The following is an 18,676-nucleotide window of genomic DNA, read 5'->3' on the forward strand; positions in this document are numbered from 1 at the left end:
CACCTGCACTTAGCCTCACAGTTAGCAAGGCACGGTGCTTTTAATATTATTACTATATAAATTTTGTACCATACTTCTACCCGAGTTCACATAGGCTTCACATACCCAAGCTCATTTATATTTAAGCCTATATATGCGATGCAGCCTACGTGACTACCACTCGTCAATTTCGCGTAAAGCGACGGGTAAATAGGTATTAGCACGCTCACCAAGTTGAGCCATGAGCTGATTGAAATCACGTCTAGGCAAGCGCACGTCTAAAACAGACTGTCCTTGCTCATCAAAATATTCTTCTCGAACTGCGTTCAACTCATGTAGACCAGCACGCAGCTTACCCTGCTCCGGAGACAGTGTAAGCGAAAAGCCAATAACATCATTTGCTAAACGTTCGGTTAGCGCCTCATGCAGCAAATCAAGGCCTTGCCCTTGCTGAGCTGAGAGCCACACAACCTCAGGAACGCCGTGGCCATCGCGCTCAATTCGCGGTGCACTATCAAGACGGTCGATTTTATTCATGACCTTGAGAACAGGCACGCTATCAGCGCCTATCTCTTTGAGTACACGATCGACTTGCTCAACGTTGGCATCACGATCAGGATCAGCAGCATCTATTACATGCACCAACAGCGAGGCTTCCGCAGCCTCTTGAAGCGTTGCTCGGAAAGCTTCAACCAACTTGTGAGGCAGATGGCGAATAAAACCAACTGTATCGGCCATCACCACAGGGCCAACGTCTGCAATTTCGAGACGACGAAGTGTCGGGTCAAGCGTGGCAAATAGCTGGTCAGCTGCGTATACCTCAGCATTGGTAAGCGCGTTAAACAGCGTCGATTTACCGGCATTGGTATAGCCAACTAATGAAACGCTGTGAATCTCGGCACGTGAACGTGCGCGGCGGTTCTGGTCGCGCTGGCTGCGTACTTTATCGAGCCGTTTATGAATCGACTTAATGCGCCCACGCAGCAAACGACGGTCGGTTTCTAACTGCGTTTCACCAGGGCCGCGTAAACCGATACCGCCCTTCTGACGCTCTAAGTGGGTCCAACCGCGCACTAGGCGAGTGGACATATATTCAAGCTGGGCAAGCTCTACCTGCAGCTTACCCTCATGGGTTCGTGCCCGCTGCGCAAAAATATCGAGTATTAAACCGGTACGATCAAGCACTCGACACTTGAGCTCATGCTCAAGGTTGCGCTCTTGGGAGGGACTTAAGCTATGGTTGAAGATCACCAGTTCTGCTTGGTGAGCTGCGAGCAGTGCTCGCAGCTCCTCCAACTTGCCTGACCCGATAAACGTTCGGGAGTCAGGGCGCTGTCGGCTAGCAGTGAGTAATGTCGCGGGCTCTGCGCCAGCAGAGCGCACGAGCTCTAAGAACTCACCCGGGTCTTCACGTGCTTGCTCATCATGAAAGTCAACGTGAACAAGTACTGCCGTTTCACCGGCATCTGGGCGCTCAAAAAACAATCAATACCTCGTGGACTCTCTAGCTATCCAACGGTGTTAGATGTCCGCGTCGGGCGCGGCTGGATCTTGTGCCGGCAAACGCACGTTGCGCGAAGGCACTACCGTGGAAATAGCGTGTTTATAAACCATCTGACTGACGGTATTGCGCAATAAAATGACAAACTGGTCAAATGATTCAATCTGGCCCTGCAATTTAATGCCGTTCACCAGGAAAATAGAGACCGGAATGCGCTCCTTGCGCAAAATGTTCAGGTACGGGTCTTGAAGGGACTGCCCTTTGGACATGTTGCTCTCCCTAAAACTGTCGTTGGGGTTGGTTATAAATGGCGCGCCCTACTGGTGCTGCGCCGCAATCTTGTTGCCCGAAAGGCCTGGGGTTGTCAAAAGAGCCAGCCGGCCACTCGAAAACACTTGCTTACGAAATCACTATCTTACGCTAAGCACCGCTTTCACGCACGAATTTCAGCACCTTATCCAGTACGTCAGGCTGCTGTGAGTCTACCCACGTAAGCGACGGCCAACTTCTTAACCACGTAAGCTGCCGCTTAGCGAGCTGGCGAGTTGCTATCACGCCACGTTCAATCAACTCGTTTTCGTCGTACTTACCGTCTAAGTGCTCCCATACTTGACGATAGCCAACACTCTTCATTGCTGGCAAGCCAAGATGAATGTCAGATCGTTGTTTGAGGGCGGCTACTTCATCTATCAAGCCCTCAGCCAACATTGTTTTGAAGCGCACCGCAATGCGGTTGTGTAGCAATTGGCGATCACTAGGGGCTAACGCTATCGACATCACCCGCCAGGGAAAGGTTTCTGGCTGCTGTTCCGCCCATAGCTCACTCATAGGACGCCCACTTACATAATATACTTCAAGCGCGCGCATTAAGCGCTGTGGATCATTGGGATGTATGCGCTGCGCTGAATCGGCATCCACTTCAGCCAGCATACGATGAAGCGCTGCCAACCCTTCATTCTGCCGAATAGCTTCCAACCGTTGACGTATGGCGGTGTCTGCGGCAGGCAAGTTAGCAACGCCTTCCACCAGACGCTTAAAGTAGAGCATCGTCCCGCCAACCAATAATGGCACGCTGCCTGCCGCGCTGATTTGCCGCATCTCCTGCAGCGCATCTTCCCGAAAATCAGCGGCTGAATACGGCTCAGACGGATCACGAATATCAATCAAACGATGCGGCGCACGCGCCAACTCGGCAGCACTCGGCTTAGCACTGCCAATATCCATCCCGCGATATACCATCGCTGAGTCGACGCTGATCAGCTCATGCCCCAAACGCTCATGCAGAGCCATCGCCGTGTCGGTTTTACCAGCTGCCGTGGGCCCCATTAGAAAAATCGCCCAGGGGCGTGTGTCAACCATCTGCTCTTAGCACTCCCTTCGTTGTCTTAACTAACCACGCAGCTATTGTCCACGTAAGAACAGGCGGTCGAGTGCTTTCATACTCATTTGCGTCCACGTTGGACGGCCATGATTGCACTGGTCGCTTCGCTCAGTGCGCTCCATATCTCGCAGCAAAGCGTTCATTTCATCAATGGTTAAGCGTCTATTTGCACGGACACTACCATGGCATGCCATGGTCGACAGCAACTCATGAATGCGTGCTTCAACCTGATGAGTTCGGCCAAACCGCGACAGCTCTTCGAGCATTTGACGTATCAGGGTCTCTGGATCTGCCTGAGCCAAAAGAGCTGGCAATTGCCGGACTAGCAAAGTTTCTGGACCCGCCACATCTAGCTCAACGCCTAACTGGGCAATGGCATCGCGCTCACTTTCGGCGGTTGCCACTTCGGCGCGACTGGCGGCCAGGGAAACTGGCACCAGCAGCGGCTGTGTATCAATCCCATCGGCTGCGGCCAGTTGGTTTTTCATGCGTTCATAAACAATTCGCTCGTGAGCAGCGTGCATGTCTACAAGCACCAACCCCTGCGCGTTTTGGGCCAAAATATAAACACCGTGCAACTGCCCTAGCGCAAAGCCCAACGGCGGCGCTGTGGTTGCATCATGCTCAGGCATCGCCTGCGTAACCTCACGCACTTCTGTCGCTTTTGATGTATTAATGCTTGGCGCGCTTGGCTGCGGCGTTAATAGCGACTCTTCATGATCCGGATGCAGCGCTTGGTAGCCCTGCATAAAACGACGCACTCGCTCTGCCCCAGGGTGGCGCTCAGGTGAGTCTGATAGCGCCATGCCTTGCTGCTGCCAACGGGGAGTCGGCGTTTGAACGTCGGCCTCATTAGTGTTGCCCGCAGCACCTACCTCTGCTACTTCACCTTCATGCCCACAAGCGGTGCTCTGTTCTTCTTCAGCAGGCTTAGAAGAAGCAAGACAATGGTGCAGGCTAGAGTAAAGGAAGTCGTGCACCATCCGACCATCGCGAAACCGCACTTCATGCTTCGTTGGATGTACGTTGACGTCGACGACATCAGGATCAAGTTCCAGGTAAAGCACAAACACCGGATGACGACCGTTATACAACACGTCGCGATAAGCCTGACGAACAGCATGGGCAACCAAACGATCACGAACGACGCGGCCATTGACAAAAAAGTATTGCTGATCCGCCTGAGAACGAGAGTGCGTGGGCAAGCCGACCCAGCCACTAATACGCAACCCACCCGCTTCACGTTCAATGTAGCGAGCATGCTCAATAAAGTTTTTACCCAATAGCGAAGCAATGCGCCGCTCGCGTGCGGCTGGCGTCACCCCTGGTGGCAATTGATGCACCACTTTCTGATTATGGCGCAGCACCCAAGCTACGTCGTAACGTGATAACGCCTGGCGACGAAAAGCTTCTTCAACATGGGCAAATTCTGTTTTTTCGGTGCGTAAAAATTTGCGCCGCGCGGGGGTATTAAAAAACAGATCCCGTACCGCGACACTGGTACCACGGGGGTGTGGCGCAGGCGTGACCCGCGCCTCCATACCACGCCCCTCAGCGACGACTCGCCACCCTTGGCGGGGGTCCTCTTCGGCATTAGAGATCAGCTCCAGTCGCGAGACAGAGCTGATCGAGGCCAGCGCCTCACCACGAAACCCCAGCGAACTCACACCCTCTAAATCTTCCAGGCTATTGATTTTGCTGGTCGCATGACGAGCAAGCGCCAGAGGCAAATCCTGCTCACCAATACCAATGCCATCGTCGCGCACTTTAATAAGCCGAGCGCCACCTTGCTCTATCTCTACTTCAATTCGCTGGCTACCAGCATCAATGGCGTTCTCTATCAGCTCTTTCGTCACTGACGAAGGGCGCTCGACAACTTCCCCCGCGGCAATTTGGTTTGCCAAACGAGGATCAAGCACATGAATGCGCGTTGGCGAAGAGATCAATTCAGACAACCGTCACCTCGGAAACCTATAATCATGAACGTGGGATGCGCAGCACTTGACCAACACGGATAACGTCACCGTTAATATCGTTGGCCTGCTTCAGTTGATTCACTGGCACACCATGGCGCACGGCAATAGCTGACAATGTATCTCCCGACTGAATACGGTACTCGTTACCGCTCGGACGACGCTGATTGTCGCGCTGCCATGCCAATAGACTTGCTGGCGGCGGATTACGCTCGAAGTGATCACGCAAACCATTGAAAATAGCCGTTGATAACCCACGCTGATGGACCGGATCCCGCAGGCGACGCTCTTCATCAGGGTTAGAAATAAAGCCAACCTCGATAAGTAGCGATGGAATATCGGGCGATTTCAACACCATGAAACCCGCTTGTTCAACACGAGACTTATGGAGACGGTTGATACGACCTAGTTGGTCGAGCACTTGGCCACCAATCGATAGCGAATCGTTTAACGTTGCCGTCATCGTGAGGTCTAGCAACACACCTCGCAGTACTTGATCTTTGTCGCGCAATGAAAGGTTGCCATCAACACCACCAATCAAGTCAGAGCGGTTTTCGCTATCAGCCAGCCATTGAGCAGTTTCAGACGTTGCACCTCGCTGGGAAAGTGCGTAAACAGAGCTCCCCTGGGGCCGCGGACTCGTAAATGCGTCGGCATGTATCGATACAAAAAAGTCTGCTTTTTGATCCCGAGCAAGCTGGGTACGCTGACGAAGACCCAAGTAGTAATCACCATCGCGAATGAGTACCGCTTTAAAGCCGCGCGTACCGTTTACCTCTGCGGCAAGACGTCGTGCAATCTCCAGCACTACATCTTTCTCGCGTGTTCCAGAAGGACCTATTGCGCCAGGATCTTCGCCGCCATGCCCAGCATCAACAGCAATAATAATATCCCGTTGCGGATGCGGTTGAGCTGGCTGAACCGCGGTAGTCGTTGGCTCTACCGCTGGCGACACCACCTCTTCAGCTACCACTTGCCCCTGTGACTGCCCCTGTGCCCGAGCCTGAGCATTAGCTCTTTGAGCAAGGATTTCTTGGTCACGAATCATCGCCTCGATGGGATCAATAGGGTTTTCAACCGCGCTCTCGCCCGGGTACTCAAGATCGACCACCAAGCGATGCCCATACTGGTCGTTGGGTGGCAATGCAAAGTGACGTGGGGATATTTCACGGTTAAGCTCCAGAACAACACGAAGTCCACCGCCGTCCCGAACACCCGTTCGTACTTCATCAATAGCGCTCCCATCCAATGGCAGCGTAGACACATCGGTGTCTAGGTAGCTTTCATCAAGATCAATGACCAACCGCGACGGGTTCTCAAGGGAAAATACATTAGCGTTTGCTGCTGCCGTCAAATCAAACACCAAACGCGCATGATCAGGAGCCGCCCACAACCGCATGCTCTCTACCGTTGCCGCTTGCAGCGATGACACGCCTGCCACCATAAGAACACAGCCAAACGACACACCGCGTGCCAGATAGTTTAGTGCGCTGTTTATAGCCATTGAATCACACCACTTTCAAGCTGTTCACTGCCATGCTTGCTAACCATCTCGCTGATCACCCGTTCACCCAAGTCAGTTTCTGCGGTTAGCGTAACCAAGCGACCAGGATCAGCTACCTCCAGCGTCACTCGCAAATCAGGCGCGGGGAGCCAACCTTCACCTCGGCTCGGCCACTCAATTAAACAGAGCGCGTCATCGGCAAGCACATCTCGTCCGCCGATAAACTCAAGCTCTTCAGGATCTGCTAAACGATACAGATCTAAATGATAAATGCGCTGCGCCCCCAGTTCGTAGGGTTCTACCAGAGTATAAGTAGGGCTTTTAACCGCCCCCTGGTAGCCATAAGCTCGCAATATACCACGCGTCAATGTTGTTTTTCCTGCGCCTAAGTCGCCCTCTAAATAAACACGCCCGTGACCTTGCAGCGCTTGCCCTAATGCCTCACCAAAGGCAACGTGAGACACTTCATTATTCAATTGCACTTGCATGTAGGCCGCCTTCACGGGTTAATTAACACTCGTGCATAGGATGCCAGATCACTTGCCAGCAAGCCACGTTCCCCCGTTGCTTTAGCCGCTTCATCGCCGGCCAGCGCATGCACCATCACCCCAAGCCACGCTCCACGCTCCATATTGTCGTTCTGAGCAACCAGTGTACCTAGCATACCGCTCAGCACATCCCCCATGCCGCCGCTGGCCATACCAGGATTGCCATAGGGGCAGATTACTAACCCGCTGGGGCCAGCCACTAAGCTACCCGCCCCCTTTAAAATTACGACGCCGCCCCGCGCTCGCTGTAAGGCTCGGGCAGCCGCTGGACGATCTGCTTGAACATCCTCGACGGAACAGCCTAGCAACCGAGCCGCCTCACCTGGGTGCGGTGTTAATACCCAATTATTACGACGCTCATCAGGCCAGCGGCTGGCCAACAGGTTGAGTGCGTCCGCATCAACAATTAATGGCACATCTAATTTCAAGGCACTCTGCAGTATCGCTTGCCCCCAGGCCTCTTGCCCCAGCCCCGGCCCAACAACGATTACATCTGCCTGGGAAGGCAATTGGCCTGCATCGGCGCCACCGCGAACACCATGGGCCATTACCTCAGGGCAGCGCATCAAACTAGCAGTCACATGCTCAGGTGCCGTTGCCAAGCTGACCTTACCGGCGCCTAAACGCGCGGCCGCTTGAGAAGCGAGCAACGCCGCACCACCAAACCCTGGTGCACCTCCCATTACCACGACATGCCCCAGATCACCTTTATGGCTGATACGGGAGCGCGGCGTGAACACCTCACCCAAAAGCTCATCGTCCAAACGCCATGCGCTGGGCGGTATATCAAAAAACGCTTGCGCCTTGACACCTAACGGACGGAAGTCAATTTCGCCGGTATAAGCAGGTGCATCGCCAGTATGCAGGCCAATTTTGTCGCCTATAAACGTCACCGTGCAGGCCGCATTGACGGCCAGCCCCATGACGGCACCCGTGTCTGCCGAGATGCCAGAGGGAATATCCAACGCCAATACCGGTTGATGCGACGTATTGATCGCTTCAATCACCGGCCTTATTTCTCCGGCAACATCACCCGATAGCCCGGTACCGAGCAGTGCATCAACAATCACTTCACCAACCAAGGTGGTACTTGACTGCCACTGGTCCAAACCAACGCCCGCCGCCGATGCCAGCTCGGCAGCGCGAGCAACATCCCCCGTCAACGCCTCGAAAGGCCTGAGTGAGATGCGCTGTACTTTAAGCCCGGACTGCATGGCCAACGCCGCAAGCACATGGCCATCACCCCCGTTATTACCGCTACCACAAAGCACTGTCACGCTTCGTGCATGCGGCCAGCGGGAGCGGAAACTGTGCCATGCACTGGAGGCTGCTCGCTGCATCAAGGCAAAACTTTCAATGCCGCCGGCAATCGTACGCCGATCAAGCTCGCGCACTTGAGCCGCTGTATAAAGGGGGCGTAGCGAGGAAGTACTTAACGTGGGCACGATCTCTCCTTAATCTGGTGACAGTTGAGCGCTAGTAGGTTGATAACCACTTATGCGTTAGCATAGCGCGCTTAACGCGCTACCGTTGATTTACCATGCAAAACTCCACCACCTTTTCACTATCTGATGATGACTTAACGCGTCTTGCAGCCCTAATCAAAACATGGGGTCGAGAGTTAGGTTTTCAGCAAGTAGGTATTACAGACACTCAGCTAGCAGCTCATGAAAAACACCTAGATGCTTGGCTTGAAAAAGGTCACCACGGTGACATGAGCTTTATGGCGAAACATGGTACCAAGCGCACCCGCCCGGAGGAGCTTGAACCTGACACCCAGCGAGTTATCAGCGTGCGCATGGACTACTTACCCGCGGAAGTAGAAAGTACAAAAGTGCTGGGCCAACCTAGCCGTGCCTATGTTTCACGCTACGCACTGGGGCGCGACTATCATAAATTAATGCGCAAACGTTTGGCGCAACTAGCTAAAAAAATCGAGCAGCAAGTCGGCGCGTTTGGTTATCGCGCATTTGTCGACTCAGCGCCCGTTATGGAGCGTGCCTTAGCGCAAAAAGCAGGCCTTGGTTGGTTTGGTAAAAATGCCATGTTACTTAACCCCAAAGCGGGCTCGCTTTTTTTCCTCGGCGAGCTGTATACCGACTTGCCGCTGCCTATCGATGCACCGTTTACTCAGGAACACTGTGGCAGCTGTAGCGCCTGTCGAACCGCCTGCCCAACCGGTGCCATTGTAGATGACAAGGTCGTCGACTCGCGCAAATGCATTTCTTATCTCACTATTGAACTGCATGGCGCGATACCCACGGAGTTTCGCCGCGCCATGGGCAACCGTATTTACGGTTGCGACGACTGCCAGTTGGTGTGTCCTTTCACTCGCTTCACCCGCGTTACCCAGGAAGATGACTTTGCGCCGCGCCATGACCTTGACCGTGCCGACCTCCTTAGCCTGTTTGCCTGGGGCGAAGACGAATTTTTGGATAAAACAGCAGGCAGTCCCATTCGGCGTATTGGCTACGAACGCTGGCTGCGCAATCTCGCCATCGGCCTGGGCAATGCACCCTGGAGTCGCGCGGTAGAGGCAGCCTTGTGGGCAAGAAGAGCCTATCCCAGCAGTTTAGTGCGTGAGCACGTTGCTTGGGCGCTTGAGGAGCAGCGCCTCAAGCGCGGGGCGAAAATTGCCACTGACGGCGCTTAGCCACTTTTCTAAACTACCTTACTCCTCTTCATCTGTTACCGTTTCGAGGCGTAAGAACGTACTGCGATAGTGAACCAACTCGGCAATCGACTCCTTGATGTCATCCATTGCCAGATGGACATTCTGCTTTTTAAATCCTGCTAAGGCACCTGGATTCCAGCGTTTTGCCAACTCCTTAACGGTCGACACGTCCAAATTACGGTAATGGAAAAACGCCCAAAGATCCGGCATTTCACGCTCAAGGAAACGCCGATCCTGGTGAATGCTATTGCCACACATAGGCGATGAGCCAGAGACCACATAGTGGCGAAGAAAATCGAGCGTTTGCTGCTCGGCCTCAGCGGTAGTCACGGTGCTCGCTTTGACGCGCGCAACCAGACCACTCTCCCCGTGGGTCTTCTGATTCCAGTCATCCATTTGTGCCAACTGGCTATCAGGCTGCTTCACCGCAATCACCGGCCCTTCCGCTACGACGTTTAAATCGGCATCGGTAATCAATGTGGCCACTTCAATGATGCGCTCTTTGTTTGGATCCAGACCGGTCATTTCCAAGTCTATCCACACTAGCAAATCATCTCGCGGGGTGGCGTTGTCAGCAGTTTGCTCGCTCATTACATTCATTCCTTGGCCAGTACCGCCACTTAATACGGCGATTAGAGTTAAAGTGTGGCTTATATTGCCTTAACCAGCACCCAATACAGGACAGTAGACTGCCCAGGTGAGTACAATGCCACTATTGTACCGAGCATCAGGTGGTCATGAGCAAACGTAAATTAAGTCGCCAGCAACAGTGGCGAGTCGATAAAGTCCAAGCGGAACGTGCCCAACGTGCTGAAAAGCGCGATGTGAAAGACGCTGAAAAACTTGCCGCTGGCGAATATGGTGCCGAACAACCAGGCCGAGTTATGGCTCACTTCGGGCGAACACTAGAAGTGCGCGATGCCGATGGTACGCCCGTGCGTTGCCACCTTCGCGCCAACCTAGATGGCTTAGTCACCGGCGACCGGGTGATTTGGCGAGCAGGCCAGGACGGCTCTGGCGTCGTCGTGGCCCGCGAGGAGCGCGACAGCGTGCTAAAGCGCCCAGACCCGCGGGGCCAGCTTAAGCCTGTGGCGGCCAACATCGATCAATTGCTGATCGTCTTTGCGGTAGAGCCCGCTCCTCACCCCAATTTGATTGACCGTTATTTGGTCGCTGCCGAAGCAACAGGTATTGCCCCCGTGCTGGTGCTCAACAAAACCGACTTGCTGCCAGAAGATGGTGGCAAACTGGGAGAACTGCTTGAGCGCTACCACTCTCTGGGCTACACCGTGGTGCGCACCACCACTGCTAATGAAGCTGGCTTAGATGATCTACGCCAGCAGCTTGAAGGGCGAACATCTGTGTTTGTCGGTCAAAGTGGCGTGGGCAAATCATCACTGATTGATCTTCTGCTACCCGATGAAACTTTGCGTATTGGCGCTCTGTCAGAAGATTCGCGTAAAGGCACCCACACCACCACTACCGCTCGGCTTTATGCGATGAGTAGTGACGAAGTGGCTGACGGTGAGCTTATTGACTCACCGGGTATTCGCGAGTTTGGCTTAATCCATCTTGATGAGCAGGAAGTTACCGATGGATTTATTGAGTTTCATCCGTTCATTGGCCATTGCCGCTTCCGAGATTGCCGCCACCGCAACGAGCCAGGCTGCGCTTTACTTGAAGCAGTCGAGGCAGGCAAGATCCATCCAGAACGTTTTGCCAGCTATCGGCGCATTCTCGATAGCTTAAACGCATAATTTTTATTAGCTTGATGCCTGATATATCAATTGCTAAGCATAGGGAGCTGTCAATGAGCACCGCTAGCCATTCATCGGAAACCAACCTACTGCCGCTGATTGTTGAGCCCGAGCAGCTTCAAGAACACCTGGATAATCCACAGCTGCTGATTATCGATGTACCAGTAAATGGCGATAGCTATCGCCAAGGTCATGTACCGGGTGCTATTTACCTTGATTTTCGCTACCTAATGCGTGGCGAAGGACCGGTACCCAACGATGTGCCGAGCACTGAATTTCTCTCACGCCTGTTCAGCGCACTTGGCCTAACCCGGGATACTCACGTCGTCGCTTATGATGACGAGGGCGGTGGCTGGGCGGCACGACTGCTATGGACACTGGAGCTAATCGGCCACACCCGTTACTCGTATTTGAATGGCGGCATCCATGCCTGGAGAGATTCCGGCTTGGCAGAAAGCACTGAATCCACCGCCCCAACACCAAGTGAGTACCGAGCGGAGATCTTAAACCCGCACGCCTTAATCACCTGCGATGAAATCAAACAAAAGCTCGCAGATAAGCAGTTCGCCGTTTGGGATGCTCGCTCTAAAGGCGAGTTTGATGGTGAAAAAGGCAACAATAAGCACCTTGGTCATATTCCGGGAGCGGTCAACATGGACTGGCTCAATGCTATGGATCGCAATCGCGCACTTCGTATCCGCGATTACGCTGAGCTAATGACCGAACTAGGCGCGCTCGGCCTAACGCCCGAAATGGAAATTGCTACTCACTGCCAAAGCCATCATCGCAGCAGCTTCACATGGCTAGTCGGTAAAGCGCTGGGCTTTAATATACGTGGTTATGCGGGCTCTTGGGGCGAATGGGGCAACCGCGACGATACACCGATTGAGAAGTGAAAATACGACTGTGACTGTTTCCCAAAAAGCGTTTTCCCTAATTCAGTACCCGCTCCCCCACCATGCGCTTTCGCGTTTAACAGGTAAGCTTGCCCAGTGCGATGCTCCCGCGGTGAAGAACAAGTTAATTAAGGCGTTTATCAAACGTTTTAATGTGGACATGAGCCAAGCGCTGGAGCCAGACCCCACCGCTTATGCAACGTTTAATGACTTTTTCACCCGCGCTTTGAAAGCCGATGCTCGTCCATTGGGAGAGGGCCTGCTAAGCCCTGCTGATGGCACCCTGTCACAGTTCGGGCGTTTACAGGCAGGTCAGTTAGTACAAGCGAAAGGCCACACGTTTTCTGCCCAAACCCTGCTAGGTGGCGACAGCGCGCTAGCCGAAGAGTTTATGGGCGGCAGTTTTGCGACTGTTTACCTCTCTCCTCGAGATTACCACCGCGTACATATGCCGGTTACAGGCACACTGCGCGAGATGATTTATGTGCCAGGGCGGCTCTTCTCGGTCAACCAAGCAACCGCTAACTACGTGCCAGGGCTGTTTGCGCGTAACGAGCGATTGGTGTGTATTTTCGATACCCAGCACGGCCCAATGGCCATGGTATTGGTAGGTGCAATGATCGTCGCGGCGATCGAGACTGTCTGGGCAGGCCAAGTGACGCCGCTTTCAGGCCACCCTCAGCGCATGCGTTTCGGGCAACCCATCACGCTTGAAAAAGGCGCTGAAATGGGCCGCTTCAAACTGGGCTCAACGGTGGTGATGTGCTTTGCCAAGCCGGTGACTTTTGAAGATAATCCGCTAGGCGCCAAGGTACAAATGGGCCAAACACTGGGCGAGCCTTAAAACGCGAGAAATTAGTGCTAACAATTAGCTGTTGAAAATGTAAGCACGTCTTCCAGGCGTGCTTTACCCAGCGCCAGCTGAATAAGCCGATCTATGCCCAATGCCACCCCAGCGCTTTCTGGCATTCCATGGTCTAGCGCTGCTAGCAATTGCTCATCAACATCCACCTCAGGTAAACCTAAACGGCGACGCTCAGCATTATCTTCACTGAAACGCAGCCGCTGCTCCTCAGCATCAATCAGCTCATCATAGCCATTCGCCAGTTCAACACCATTGAGATAAAGCTCAAAGCGAGAAGCGACCCACTCACCATCTGCGTCTTGATGGCGGCGCGCCAAGGCCGCTTGGCTGGCAGGATAATCCAACACAACACTCAGTTCGTTTTGGCCAAGCGTTGGTTCAATTACCATGCTCATTAACAGGTCGAGACAAGTATCGCGACTCTCTTCTGTTAGCGCATTTGCCGACATCTGGCCACGCTCTGCAGCCAAAGTACGCAATGTCTCAATAGACGTCGTGAAGGGGTCTACCGCTAAGTAGGTATGAAACAGCTCACGGTAACGATAGTGCACCACAGGGCCTGCAAAACTCGGCAGCACGTTAGCAACCAGCGTGGTCGTCTCATCAATCAGCTGTGCCAGGGTAAACCCTGGGCGGTACCACTCAAGCATAGTGAATTCAATATTATGGCGGCTGCCAATTTCACCATCACGAAAACTTTTAGCTAGTTGAAATATCGACCCACTACCTGCGGCCAGCAGGCGCTTCATATGAAACTCGGGCGACGTTTGTAGCCATAGCCTACGCTGGCCTTTATCCGTACGCGCCAAGCTAGCGAGCGAGACTAAGTGCACATCGGTGCTGCCACCCTGCCCCAGTATCGGTGTTTCCACCTCCAGCACACCCCGCTCAGCGAAAAATGCACGCACCCCAGCGAGTAAGCGCGCACGCTCGCGCAACGTTTCGATACTTGCCGTTGGCTGCCAGCTAGCCGTCATTTACGTCCCCTCCAATGCTATAAAGCCACGCATGGTCATCACGTGGCTTTATAAAGTAGATGCTTTCGCGGCTAACTAACTACCGGTCACTCGGCAGCGCTTATGTTTGAAAAACACTTATGCTCGAGAAACACTTATGCTCGAGAAACATAGTCGCCAGAGCGCGTATCAATCTTCAGCACTTCACCCTGGTTGATAAACAACGGTACGCGCACAACCGCACCTGATGAAAGTGTGGCAGGCTTAGAACCACCCTGGGCAGTGTCACCTTTCAAACCTGGATCCGTCTCAACCACTTCCAGTTCGATGAAGTTGGGTGGAGTAACGGAAATCGCTTTATCGTTCCAAAGCGTAATAATATAAGGCACCTGCTCCTTGAGCCATTTCTCAGTATCGCCCAACGCTTTCTTTTCAACGGCATACTGCTCAAAAGAGCCATCCGTCTTCATGAAATACCACATGTCGCCGTCGGTGTAGAGATATTCCATCTCCAAATCCATGACATCGGCACCTTCCAGTGAGTCACCGGATTTGAAAGTACGCTCGCCAACACGGCCAGTCATCAGGTTGCGTAGCTTAACGCGGTTAAATGCCTGCCCCTTGCCTGGCTTGACCAGTTCGTTCTCGACGATAGAACAAGGATCGCCGTCGAGCATTACTTTCAAACCGCCTTTGAATTCATTGGTAGAATAGTTCGCCATGATGCCTCTCAGTGTTTTATTTCAGTAACATAGTGCGCGAAGCCATGCTTCGCCGTTGATAATGTCGTTGTAAGCGTCGTCTAATAAGTGCGCGCATGATAACCCGAAGGAGGGCTTTTTTGCAGGAGAACATTATTATCGCTGATAAGCGCCCGTCTACCCAGATATACGCGTCATGGCAGCGGCAGCTTTCCCAAGCGATTCGCGACCCAGCCACTTTGTGCAAGCGCTTAAACTTGGACGACAGCTGGCTACCTGGTGCTGCTACTGGGCACCAGCTGTTTGAGATCTGTGTTCCCGACGCCTATCTTACGCGCATTGCCCCCAACGACCCCAATGACCCTCTGCTCCGCCAAGTACTGCCGGTAAGCGATGAAGCCTCAACACCGCAAGGTTACGTCACCGACCCGCTAGAAGAAGCAGAGCATCAGCCTGTTAAGGGGCTCATTCATAAGTACGCTGGCCGCGTTCTGTTAATTGCCAGCCCCGCTTGTGCAATCAACTGCCGCTACTGCTTCCGACGCCATTTTCCCTACAGCGACAACTCCCCTTCCAGAGCGCAGTGGCAGGAAGCACTAGACTACCTGCGCGCCGACACCACCCTTCATGAAGCGATTCTTTCTGGCGGTGACCCGTTGGCCGCCAACGATCGTCAGCTGGCGTGGCTGGTGGAGCAGCTTGAAAATATTCCGCATCTCAAGCGGCTGCGCATTCATACACGTCTACCCGTAGTGATCCCCGACCGGGTTGATGATGCCCTTCTTGGCTGGCTAGCGGCGACACGCTTGCAAAAAGTCATGGTACTGCATATTAACCACGCCAATGAGATTGACCAAGCGGTCATTGATGCCTGCACACGCTTAAAGCAGGCGGGTGTGACGCTGCTCAACCAAAGCGTGTTACTACGCGGAATTAACGATAGCGTCAGCACGTTGGCTACCCTGTCCGAACGCCTATTTGAAGCGGGAGTGTTGCCCTACTATTTGCATGTGGTCGACCCCGTACAAGGTGCCGCCCATTTTGACGTCCCCGATGAGGAAGCCAAAACACTGGTTAAGCAGTTACTTGAACACTTGCCAGGTTTCTTAATGCCACGCTTAGTGCGCGAAGTGCCTGGCAAGACTAGTAAGACGCCGCTGTAGTTCCCATAACCATGCTAGCTGTCATCACCACATTAGCTAACGATAAGGAGGCCAACGCCTCCTTATAGGTCTGCTAGAGATCACGTTCAATCGGGTATTTACCCTAACGTCTCTGCAGTAACATTGGCAGCCGGCGCTTGGGTGGAGTGATGACGGTTAATGGCGCTGAGCACACCTTTCATTGACGCGCTGGTGATGCTTTCGTCGGTGCCGACACCAAACACTGCTTTGCCATCAATGCGCACCTCAACATAGGCGATTGCTTCAGCATCGGCCCCTTGTCCGCGAGAGTGCTCATGGTAATCAATTATTTCCACCTCTTGACCGCTAGCCACCAGCGCTTTCACAAACGCGGCCAAGGGGCCGTTGCCCTCACCGGTTACTGTTTGGCGCTCACCTCCGCTTTCCAGTATCGCTTCAAGCGCAACTTTTGGGCTTTCTGGTTCAGAGGAAAGGCGATGGCTTATCAGCGCCAGCGGCGAATGCTGCTCCAGGTACTCATCAGCAAACGCCTGGTAAATCATTTGTGAGGTAATTTCGCGCCCAGTGCGGTCAGCGACTTCTTGCACGACTTGGCTAAACTCAATCGACAGCCTACGCGGTAGTTCAATGCCGTGCTCCTGTTCCAGCAGATAGGAAATACCGCCTTTTCCAGACTGACTGTTAACACGAATTACTGCTTCATAGCTACGCCCCACATCCAGCGGGTCAATAGGTAAATAGGGTACATCCCAAGGCGCCTCGGGATGAGCACGACGATCTGCCATGCCTTTTTTAATCGCATCCTGATGCGAGCCTGAAAACGCGGTAAATACTAAATCGCCAACGTAGGGATGGCGTGGGTGGACGGGTAACTGATTGCAGTACTCGACCTCGCGCATAATGGGCGTAATGTTGGAGAAGTCCAGGTTCGGGTGAACGCCTTGAGTATAAAGGTTCATCGCAAGCGTCACGATATCCACGTTACCAGTACGCTCGCCATTGCCAAACAGCGTACCTTCCACCCGGTCAGCACCGGCCATTAGCGTCAACTCTGCCGCCGCTACGCCAGTACCGCGGTCATTATGAGGGTGTACACTGACAATCAGCGTGTCGCGCTTTTTAACATGACGACAGAACCACTCAATTTGATCAGCATAGTTATTGGGTGTTGCGACTTCGACGGTGGCCGGTAAGTTAACGATCATCTGGTTATCAATGCTAGGCCCGAAGGTATCCATCACCGCTTCGACAATTTCCACCGCAAAGTCCATCTCCGTGGTGGTGAATAGTTCAGGCGAGTACTGGAAGGTCCAGTGAGTCTCTGGATTAGCGGCCATTAAATCGCGGATTTGCGCCGTTGCATCAACGGCGATCTGCACGCACTCTGTTTTATCTACATTAAACACTACCCGCCGAAACATCGGATCGGTGGCATTGTAGACGTGCACAATGGCGTTTTTAGCGCCTTTAAGGGCTTCGAATGTGCGTTCAATTAAATGCGGACGCGCCTGGGTCAGCACTTGAATCGTCACATCATCAGGAATTTTATCTTGCTCAATCAACGAGCGGACAAAGTCGAAGTCAGTTTGTGATGCCGATGGGAAGCCTACCTCAATCTCTTTAAAACCAACGCTCAGCAGTAGATCGAACAAACGCTGTTTGCGTTCTTGATCCATGGGATCGATTAACGACTGATTGCCATCACGCAAATCTACACTGCACCATATAGGAGGCATTTCGATGCGCTGACTAGGCCAACGGCGGTCAGGCAATTCAACGGCCACGAAGGGGCGATATTTTTTAGAGGGATCGGACAACATCATGACGTCGCTCCTGTCGTTAATCTGTTTTTGGCAACCCTGTATTAGGTTGGTCGGTTTGGTCACTTGAAGTTGATAGAGTGCCTTTATGGGCCATGGCAGCCTCCATACGATCAAGCTGCGCTTTTAACGTATGCACGTCGCTACGCAGAGCTTGCAATTGAGCTGAGTCGCCTTCGCCGCTATCCAACTCCATCTGCGCACTCTCCTTTTGCATAACATCGAGCACGATACCAATCATCATATTGAGGAAAATAAACGCGGTAAGGAATATAAACGTCAAATAATAGATCCAACTCCAAGCATAGACCTCTTGGGTGGCATACATAACGTCAGTCCAATCTTCAAACGTAGCGATGCGAAACAGCGTGAGCATCGCTACGGAAATGTTACCCCATAAAAAGTCGTCAACGTTATGGAATAAAAAGCTACCCAGGGCAGCATAGATATAAAAGATGATAAACATCAGCAGTACGACATAGCCCATCCGAGGGACCGACTTCACCAACGCTCCCAGCAACATTTGCAGCTCAGGAATCATCGACACCAAGCGCAAAACACGGAAAATTCGCAGCAAGCGTGCCAGCAGTACCATCTCCGAGTCGTCCATGGGGATCAGGCTAGCGGTCACTATCAGAAAATCGAAAACATTCCAACCTTTCTTAAAAAAGCTGACTAAGTTGCGCTCGGCTGCCATTCTGATCAAAATCTCAATCAGAAAGAACACGGTTACGGCAATATCAAGATAAAGCAGCCACTGCTCTATTCGGGAGGTTTCCTCATAGGTTTTCGCGCCTATTACCAGGGCAGAAATCACAATGATGGAAATCACGGCGCCTTCAAACAGCTTGTTTGAGCGCAGCTTTTCGAAGCGGGCTTGCCAGGTATTGAATGGTTCACTCATGGAACAGGGAGTCTCTAAACGGTTAACGGCATCACTTTATACTAAAATCACGTACTTACTATACAAGTGATA

General features: G+C 52.9%; 17 protein-coding genes. 5 read left to right on the plus strand and 12 right to left on the minus strand.

The annotated features are described in order from the left end of the window. Positions 1 to 153: 153 nt before the first annotated feature. The 7 genes from hflX to JFC11_RS08030 all read right to left on the minus strand — a co-directional run bounded on the left by hflX (position 154) and on the right by JFC11_RS08030 (position 8,331). Positions 154 to 1,464, minus strand: coding sequence for a ribosome rescue GTPase HflX (hflX, locus tag JFC11_RS08000; RefSeq protein WP_038485605.1), 1,311 nt, complete (start codon positions 1,462 to 1,464; stop codon positions 154 to 156). A 36-nt stretch (positions 1,465 to 1,500) separates the two neighbouring features. Further along, positions 1,501 to 1,749, minus strand: coding sequence for an RNA chaperone Hfq (gene hfq, locus JFC11_RS08005; RefSeq protein WP_009099947.1), 249 nt, complete (start codon positions 1,747 to 1,749; stop codon positions 1,501 to 1,503). A gap of 151 nt (positions 1,750 to 1,900) precedes the next feature. Beyond that, entirely contained in the window at positions 1,901 to 2,839 is a 939-nt protein-coding gene (miaA, locus tag JFC11_RS08010) for a tRNA (adenosine(37)-N6)-dimethylallyltransferase MiaA (RefSeq protein WP_095603198.1), read from the minus strand. 42 nt (positions 2,840 to 2,881) lie between these two features. Next, positions 2,882 to 4,816, minus strand: coding sequence for a DNA mismatch repair endonuclease MutL (gene mutL / locus JFC11_RS08015; RefSeq protein ID WP_415965514.1), 1,935 nt, complete (start codon positions 4,814 to 4,816; stop codon positions 2,882 to 2,884). A 22-nt stretch (positions 4,817 to 4,838) separates the two neighbouring features. Further along, the gene (locus JFC11_RS08020) at positions 4,839 to 6,278 is read right to left on the minus strand and encodes an N-acetylmuramoyl-L-alanine amidase (RefSeq protein ID WP_051626579.1); all 1,440 of its coding nucleotides are present in this window, start codon (positions 6,276 to 6,278) and stop codon (positions 4,839 to 4,841) included. Between the two features lie 50 nt (positions 6,279 to 6,328). After that, complete coding sequence (tsaE, locus tag JFC11_RS08025) at positions 6,329 to 6,826, minus strand: tRNA (adenosine(37)-N6)-threonylcarbamoyltransferase complex ATPase subunit type 1 TsaE (RefSeq protein ID WP_038485618.1); 498 nt, start codon at positions 6,824 to 6,826, stop codon at positions 6,329 to 6,331. A gap of 11 nt (positions 6,827 to 6,837) precedes the next feature. Beyond that, positions 6,838 to 8,331: an NAD(P)H-hydrate dehydratase gene (locus JFC11_RS08030; RefSeq protein ID WP_198349141.1), complete on the minus strand. Its 1,494-nt coding sequence runs from the start codon at positions 8,329 to 8,331 to the stop codon at positions 6,838 to 6,840. A 95-nt stretch (positions 8,332 to 8,426) separates the two neighbouring features. Here JFC11_RS08030 and queG point away from each other — a divergent pair, with 95 nt between their 5' ends. Beyond that, entirely contained in the window at positions 8,427 to 9,539 is a 1,113-nt protein-coding gene (gene queG / locus JFC11_RS08035; protein WP_198349142.1) for a tRNA epoxyqueuosine(34) reductase QueG, read from the plus strand. Positions 9,540 to 9,557: 18 nt separating this feature from the next. On the opposite strand, the gene orn is transcribed toward queG, so the two are convergent. Beyond that, positions 9,558 to 10,151, minus strand: a complete 594-nt coding sequence (gene orn / locus JFC11_RS08040; protein WP_038485627.1) for an oligoribonuclease — start codon at positions 10,149 to 10,151, stop codon at positions 9,558 to 9,560. Between the two features lie 146 nt (positions 10,152 to 10,297). Between orn and rsgA the strand changes: the two genes are divergently transcribed. Genes rsgA through asd form a run of 3 tightly spaced genes read left to right on the plus strand, consistent with a single transcriptional unit; the run spans position 10,298 to position 13,057 of the window. After that, entirely contained in the window at positions 10,298 to 11,317 is a 1,020-nt protein-coding gene (rsgA, locus tag JFC11_RS08045) for a small ribosomal subunit biogenesis GTPase RsgA (protein WP_198349143.1), read from the plus strand. 53 nt (positions 11,318 to 11,370) lie between these two features. Further along, positions 11,371 to 12,213, plus strand: a complete 843-nt coding sequence (locus JFC11_RS08050; protein ID WP_038485633.1) for a sulfurtransferase — start codon at positions 11,371 to 11,373, stop codon at positions 12,211 to 12,213. Positions 12,214 to 12,223: 10 nt separating this feature from the next. Further along, positions 12,224 to 13,057, plus strand: a complete 834-nt coding sequence (asd, locus tag JFC11_RS08055) for an archaetidylserine decarboxylase (RefSeq protein WP_038485636.1) — start codon at positions 12,224 to 12,226, stop codon at positions 13,055 to 13,057. 17 nt (positions 13,058 to 13,074) lie between these two features. On the opposite strand, the gene epmA is transcribed toward asd, so the two are convergent. Beyond that, positions 13,075 to 14,055 carry an EF-P lysine aminoacylase EpmA gene (gene epmA, locus JFC11_RS08060; protein ID WP_198349144.1) on the minus strand — a complete coding sequence of 327 codons (981 nt, stop codon included), beginning with the start codon at positions 14,053 to 14,055 and terminating at the stop codon, positions 13,075 to 13,077. 134 nt (positions 14,056 to 14,189) lie between these two features. Continuing rightward, a complete protein-coding gene (gene efp, locus JFC11_RS08065; protein ID WP_038485642.1) occupies positions 14,190 to 14,756 on the minus strand; it encodes an elongation factor P in 567 nt (188 codons plus the stop codon). A 119-nt stretch (positions 14,757 to 14,875) separates the two neighbouring features. Here efp and epmB point away from each other — a divergent pair, with 119 nt between their 5' ends. After that, positions 14,876 to 15,898 (plus strand): EF-P beta-lysylation protein EpmB, encoded by a 1,023-nt coding sequence (gene epmB, locus JFC11_RS08070; RefSeq protein WP_193085724.1) that lies wholly within the window; start codon positions 14,876 to 14,878, stop codon positions 15,896 to 15,898. A gap of 98 nt (positions 15,899 to 15,996) precedes the next feature. Here the strand turns inward: epmB and leuA are convergent, their stop codons facing one another. Together leuA and JFC11_RS08080 are read right to left on the minus strand one after the other, a co-directional pair. Beyond that, positions 15,997 to 17,703, minus strand: a complete 1,707-nt coding sequence (gene leuA, locus JFC11_RS08075; RefSeq protein ID WP_198349145.1) for a 2-isopropylmalate synthase — start codon at positions 17,701 to 17,703, stop codon at positions 15,997 to 15,999. A gap of 16 nt (positions 17,704 to 17,719) precedes the next feature. Further along, positions 17,720 to 18,604, minus strand: coding sequence for an ion transporter (locus JFC11_RS08080; protein WP_198349146.1), 885 nt, complete (start codon positions 18,602 to 18,604; stop codon positions 17,720 to 17,722). Positions 18,605 to 18,676 lie beyond the last annotated feature (72 nt).

The sequence above is a fragment of the Vreelandella alkaliphila genome (genome assembly GCF_016107625.1).
Taxonomy (GTDB): Bacteria; Pseudomonadota; Gammaproteobacteria; order Pseudomonadales; family Halomonadaceae; genus Vreelandella; species Vreelandella alkaliphila.

Bases quoted from the DNA above. Each gene is read 5' to 3' on its own strand.
- JFC11_RS08020 (WP_051626579.1), bottom strand. From the start codon at position 6,278: ATGGTGGCAGGCGTGTCATCGCTGCAAGCGGCAACGGTAGAGAGCATG.
- leuA (WP_198349145.1), bottom strand. From the start codon at position 17,703: ATGATGTTGTCCGATCCCTCTAAAAAATATCGCCCCTTCGTGGCCGTT.
- tsaE (WP_038485618.1), bottom strand. From the start codon at position 6,826: ATGCAAGTGCAATTGAATAATGAAGTGTCTCACGTTGCCTTTGGTGAG.
- miaA (WP_095603198.1), bottom strand. From the start codon at position 2,839: ATGGTTGACACACGCCCCTGGGCGATTTTTCTAATGGGGCCCACGGCA.
- orn (WP_038485627.1), bottom strand. From the start codon at position 10,151: ATGAGCGAGCAAACTGCTGACAACGCCACCCCGCGAGATGATTTGCTA.
- JFC11_RS08050 (WP_038485633.1), top strand. From the start codon at position 11,371: ATGAGCACCGCTAGCCATTCATCGGAAACCAACCTACTGCCGCTGATT.
- rsgA (WP_198349143.1), top strand. From the start codon at position 10,298: ATGAGCAAACGTAAATTAAGTCGCCAGCAACAGTGGCGAGTCGATAAA.
- queG (WP_198349142.1), top strand. From the start codon at position 8,427: ATGCAAAACTCCACCACCTTTTCACTATCTGATGATGACTTAACGCGT.
- epmA (WP_198349144.1), bottom strand. From the start codon at position 14,055: ATGACGGCTAGCTGGCAGCCAACGGCAAGTATCGAAACGTTGCGCGAG.
- JFC11_RS08080 (WP_198349146.1), bottom strand. From the start codon at position 18,604: ATGAGTGAACCATTCAATACCTGGCAAGCCCGCTTCGAAAAGCTGCGC.
- hfq (WP_009099947.1), bottom strand. From the start codon at position 1,749: ATGTCCAAAGGGCAGTCCCTTCAAGACCCGTACCTGAACATTTTGCGC.
- efp (WP_038485642.1), bottom strand. From the start codon at position 14,756: ATGGCGAACTATTCTACCAATGAATTCAAAGGCGGTTTGAAAGTAATG.